Origin of the sequence: Mycobacterium sp. E3198 (assembly GCF_001667015.1) — a bacterium.
Classification (GTDB): domain Bacteria; phylum Actinomycetota; class Actinomycetes; order Mycobacteriales; family Mycobacteriaceae; genus Mycobacterium.
Map to the genome: position 1 here is coordinate 1 of NZ_LZIS01000079.1, position 4,739 is coordinate 4,739.

At 69.3% G+C, this 4,739-nt stretch carries 3 protein-coding genes and 1 pseudogene; 3 read left to right on the forward strand and 1 reads right to left on the reverse strand.

The window, feature by feature from the left end:
* Nucleotides 1–122: 122 nt before the first annotated feature.
* Nucleotides 123–725 (reverse strand): TetR/AcrR family transcriptional regulator, encoded by a 603-nt coding sequence (locus A5673_RS08750; RefSeq protein ID WP_068229980.1) that lies wholly within the window; start codon nucleotides 723–725, stop codon nucleotides 123–125.
* Nucleotides 726–763: 38 nt separating this feature from the next.
* Here A5673_RS08750 and A5673_RS08755 point away from each other — a divergent pair, with 38 nt between their 5' ends.
* The 3 genes and pseudogenes from A5673_RS08755 to A5673_RS30415 form a co-directional block, all read left to right on the forward strand.
* Nucleotides 764–1,990, forward strand: a complete 1,227-nt coding sequence (locus tag A5673_RS08755) for a hypothetical protein (protein WP_068229982.1) — start codon at nucleotides 764–766, stop codon at nucleotides 1,988–1,990.
* A 155-nt stretch (nucleotides 1,991–2,145) separates the two neighbouring features.
* The gene (locus tag A5673_RS08760; RefSeq protein WP_156748020.1) at nucleotides 2,146–3,888 is read left to right on the forward strand and encodes an Hsp70 family protein; all 1,743 of its coding nucleotides are present in this window, start codon (nucleotides 2,146–2,148) and stop codon (nucleotides 3,886–3,888) included.
* 472 nt (nucleotides 3,889–4,360) lie between these two features.
* Nucleotides 4,361–4,739 (forward strand): annotated as a pseudogene (locus A5673_RS30415) (PE family protein); the annotation flags it as partial.

The following is a 4,739-nucleotide window of genomic DNA, read 5'->3' on the forward strand; positions in this document are numbered from 1 at the left end:
ACCCCCGCCCAACGACTCGCCAAACTCCTCAAGCAAGCAGCCTGACCAGATGTTGCACTAACCGATTGACAATGCCCGGCGTGTCGCGTGCGTAGGTTATGTGTCGCGGCGGGACTTGGCTGCTATTGCAGCACACGGGTGACCATGTCGATCAGGGCGCGTCGTTCCAGGCTCCAGTCGACCTCCGTCCCGGTGACCAGCTGCGCCAGCACCACACCCCGCAGGGCGGCCCAAATCACCTCGGCGACACCGGCGTTGGCCGGGTCGTCGGTGATCAGCCGCCCGAGCTGGGCGACTGCGTCGTTCATTTCCAGCAGGTGGCGCCGCGACGATGCGCCCGGGCCGCCGCGGGTGGCGCGCAGGATCTCGAAGGCCGCCATCGACGTCGGACTGCTGTAGCAGCTCCAGGCGGTGTCGATGACGACCTCGAGGCGTTCGCGCAGCGGCAGCTCGCTGACGTCGGCCGACGACAGGCTGTCGACCAGCCGGGCCACGCCGTCGTCGACCACGGCCATGAGCATCCCGTTGCGGTCGCCGAAGTGGTACTGGATGACGCCCCACGTCACGCCCGCCCGTTCCGCCACGTGCTTGGCGGTCGCGGCGGCGAACCCTTCCTCCACGATGCAGCGCACCGTCTCGTCGATGATCCGGGTGCGCGTGTCATCGCCGCGCTTGCGCGGTGCGCTGGTGCGCCGGGTAGGGGCAATGGACCTGGACGAGGGCATTGTTGACTTTATAACATAGACGAGTCTATTTTTGGGCCGTGAGCCGATCCCGTTACGCGCGGTTGTCCCGCCAGGAGCTGTCCGTCCTGGTCCCCGAACTCCTGTTGATCGGTCACATGATCGACCGCTCCGGCATGGCGTGGTGCATCACGGAGTTCGGTCGCGAGGAGATGGTGCAGATCGCCATCGAGGAGTGGGCCGGCGCGAGCCCGATCTACACCAAGCGCATGCAGCGGGCGCTGAACTACGAGGGCGTCGACGTGCCCACCATCTTCAAGGGCCTGCAGCTCGACATCGGCGCCCCGCCGCAGTTCATGGATTTCCGCTACACCATTCACGACCGCTGGCACGGCGAATTCCAGCTCGACCACTGCGGCGCGCTGCTCGACGTGGAGCCGATGGGCGACGAGTACGTCTTCGGAATGTGTCACACCATCGAGGATCCGACGTTCGACGCGACCGCGGTCGCGACGAATCCCCGCGCGCAGATGCGTCCCATCCACCGGCCGCCGCGGGTGCCCGCCGACCGGCAGCCGCACTGCGCCTGGACCGTGATCATCGACGAGTCCCACCCCGAGGCGCAGAGCATTCCCGCGCTGGACGTCGTCCGCCAAACCCGCGCGGCCACTTGGGAATTGGATCCCATCGACCGGTCCGACGAGGGCCAGGCGGACTACTCGGGGCCCTTGCTGTCCGACTTCGACTTCGGCGCCTTCTCTCACTCGGCGCTGGTCCGCATGGCCGACGAGGTCTGCCTGCAGATGCACATGCTGTACCTGTCGTTCGCCATCGCGGTGCGGGCCCGCGCCGCCGACGACGCCCGGGCGGCCTCGATCGGCACGCGCGGCCTGATCGGGCTGGCGGGGCTGGGGGCCGAGCGGATCCGCCGCGCACTCGAATTCCCCGGCGGGATCGACGGGGCGCTACGGGTGTTCGAGTTGCACCCGCTGCTCAACCCCGCCGGCTACGTCGTCGCGGAGATCGCGGACAACCGGCTGAGCGTGCGGCGGTCGCCGGCACACGACGACGGCGCCTGGATCTCGTTGTGCTCGCCGGAATCCGTGCAGCCGCTGCAGGCGATCGCCACCGCCATCGACCCGTGCCTCACGGTCCGGGTCAGCGGCACGGATACCGACTGGACCGCGGAGATCATCGAAACCGATACCGCCGCAAAGGAACTGCCGGAGGTCCAGGTGGCCAAGGTCAGCGGCGGATCGACATTCCAATTCGAGCCCAGGCGTTCCCTGCCCCTCACTGTGATCTGACCGCACCCGTTCTGTCAAGGGCGGTGTCGATACCGTTTCGGTGACGACACGGCATCGACCGCATACCAATGAGGTTGTGGCCGGGCTGAATACAGTCCGGGCGCGGCTATGGTTAACGCTGGCCACCGACCCCTATAGACGAAAGTATTCGCTCTATGTACGACCCAGTCGGGTTGTCGATCGGGACCACGAACCTGGTCGCCGCGTGTAACGGAAGTCCACCGGTTTCACGCCGCGCTGTGCTGACCCTGTATCCGCACTGCGCGCCGAAAATCGGTCTACCGCTGCACGACACGGAAGCTCCGCCCCTGGGCGAGCCGGGCGTGCTGATGCGCGGGTTCGTGGAGCGCGTCGGGGATTCGGTCGCGTTGGTGTCGCCCGATGGCTCCGCCCACGATCCCGACCTGCTCATGGTGGAGGCCCTCGACGCCATGATGGTGGCCGCGGGCGCCGACTCCGCCGCGTCGGAGATCTCCATCGCCGTTCCGGCGTACTGGAAACCTACCAATGTGCAGGCGCTGCGCAATGGCTTGCGAACGCATTTGGGCTTCGTGCGCAGCGGCATGGCCCCGCGCCTGGTCTCGGACGCGATCGCGGCGCTGACCGCGGCGAACGCGGAGCTGTGCCTCGCGGCGACGGGCGTGGTCGGCCTGCTCGACTTCGGCGGCGGCGGCACCTCGGCCACCCTGGTCAGCCTCGCCGGCGATTTCGAACTGGTGAGTCCCACAATGCGTTACGCGGCCTTCTCCGGCGACGAGATCGACCAGGCGGTGCTGCTCAAGGTCTTCGAGGAGCTCGGGCACGGCAGCGGCATCGACCCGGCCAGCACCGCCGGCGTCGGCCAGCTCGGACTGCTGCGTGAGCAATGCCGGGAGGCCAAGGAGCGGCTGTCGACGGAAACGGCGGTCGAATTCGCAGCCGAGCTCGGTGGCCGCAGGTGCACCATGAAGCTGACGCGAGACGAGCTGGGCGACCTCATCCAGGACCGGCTGTCCGGCTTCATCTATGCGTTCGACGACATGCTGGCCCGCCACAAGCGGGGCTGGGCGGACCTGTCGGCGGTGGTCACCGTCGGCGGCGGGGCAAGCATTCCGCTTGTCACCGAACGCCTTTCGGTGCACGGTCGCCGGCCGGTGGTGAGCCCGTCGCAGCCGGCCCTGGCCGCGGCCCTCGGCGCTTTGCAGCTGGCGTCGCGCGGCGAGGAGCTGGACCTCCGCACCCGCACGTCGATCGGCCTGCTCACGGCGTCCGCCGCCAACGATGTCGTCGACCTGCCCGCCGGCGATGTGCTGGTGATTGACCACGACGCGCTCACCGACCGCGAATTGGCCTGGTCGCAAACCGAATTCGGCGCCGACGTGCGAGTCCCCTACAGCCCCGCCGCCTTTGACGAAGACGGCCCGGCCGGCTGGTCCATGCGGCTCAATGTGATCGAGCCGCCCCGGCCCAGCCCGTTGCGACGCCTCCGGCTCTCACAGTTGATCGTGGGGATGTGCGCCGCGGTCGCGATGACGGCGATCGGCGGCGTGGCTTACACCCTGACGGGCATCGAAAACCGCCAAACCCCGCCGGCACCCACCGTCGCGCCGCTGCCCGCGCCCCGGGCCAGCGCCAGGTCCGGTTCCTCGGGGACGCTCACGGCCAGCGGGGTCGCCGCCTCGAGCGCCGCCTTGATCGCGGCCACGTCGCTCCCGCGTCCCGCCCCGCAGCCGACGACGAACACGCCGTCGGCCTCCGACCCGGGCGCGTCCAGCCCGGCCACCATGCCCGACAGCTCCACCGCGGTGTCCCCCACCAGCTGCCGCCGGTGCAGGTCGACGATGGAACCGTCGGTCACGTCGACCACGGCCAGCGTCGCGCTGTCGGGCTCGACGAACAGCATCGCGATGTGTTGGTAGCCGATCGACTGACCGACCGTCTGCGCCAACGCGGCGGCGGCCAACAACGGCGAGACGAGCATGACGCTGCCGACGTCGTGGGAGGCGATCGCCTCGCGCAGCGCGCCGACCTCGGCGGGATCGGTCCACGTCACACCCGTCGAGGTCAGCTGGTAGCCGCCCTCCGTCGCGCCTTCCCGGGTGCCGACGATCGCGTCGATCACCTGCGCGGGCGCGCCGGAAGCGGCGACGTCGAACTCGTCTTCTTCGACTGTGACACCGTCGGCATCCTGGCCCTCGATGAGCACCAGGCGGACGGTGGTCGGAGCCATGGATACTCCGAGCACGATGTCCACTTTGCGCCTCCCCAGGTCTCGACTGCCCTCCCCAGGGCACGAAAAAACAGACCCAACCCGAACTGGGTGATTCCACGCTACCCGCGTGCAACCGGCGACGCTTGTCCACCTGACCTCATGTTGATGAGGCTCACAGCGTGCGGGGGAGGGCTCAGTACCCGGGGCTCAAGAAGGGGTTCTGCGAGTTGCCCGGGTACTGCGGATACGGCGGCGCCTGGGGGGCCTGGGGGGCTTGGCTGGCCGGAACGGGGACCGGTATCGGCACCGGCAGCAGCGGAACGTGGATCCACTGCGTTGTCATCGGCACCGTCGTCGTCGGGGTGGTCGACGGCGCCTGGGCCGTCGGCGGCGGCGTGGTCGTCGGCGGCGGCGGAGGCTCGGTGGTCATCGCCGTCGTGACGGGCGGCGGCGGGGGTTGCGTGGTGACCGGCGGCGGCGGGGAATGGCGCGTGATGACCGGCGGCGCCGTCGTCACGATCACCGGCGCCGGCGGGGGCGGTGGCGGCGCGGCGGGGG

Coding starts and splice junctions, on each gene's coding strand:
- A5673_RS08750 (WP_068229980.1), bottom strand. CDS start 725: ATGCCCTCGTCCAGGTCCATTGCCCCTACCCGGCGCACCAGCGCACCG.
- A5673_RS08760 (WP_156748020.1), top strand. CDS start 2,146: ATGTACGACCCAGTCGGGTTGTCGATCGGGACCACGAACCTGGTCGCC.